Here is a 278-nt window from a genome sequence, read left to right on the forward strand (position 1 = left end):
CACGCTACCGCAAGATCGACGATGAACGTCGTGCCGAGCCCGGGCGTGCTTTCGACCTGAATGTCTCCGCCATGCAGTTCGACAATACGGCGCGTGATTGCAAGCCCGAGCCCAGCGTTGCCGGTGCTGCCGAACTCGGCCCGGTCCACCCGATAGTAGCGATCGAAGATATTGTGCAGTTCGTCGCCCTGGATCCCCTGGCCGGTATCGCGCACACGCAGTTCCACGCGCGCTCCCGCCGGCCGGACCTCGACGCCGATCTCCCCACCGGCTGACGT

General features: G+C 65.5%; 1 protein-coding gene. It reads right to left on the bottom strand.

Features of this window, described 5'->3' with window-relative positions:
* Nucleotides 1-278: sensor histidine kinase (locus SB753_RS36845; protein WP_410805069.1), on the bottom strand; the 278-nt coding region annotated here is incomplete at both ends.

The organism is Paraburkholderia sp. SIMBA_053 (assembly GCF_046534895.1).
Classification (GTDB): Bacteria; Pseudomonadota; Gammaproteobacteria; order Burkholderiales; family Burkholderiaceae; genus Paraburkholderia; species Paraburkholderia caledonica.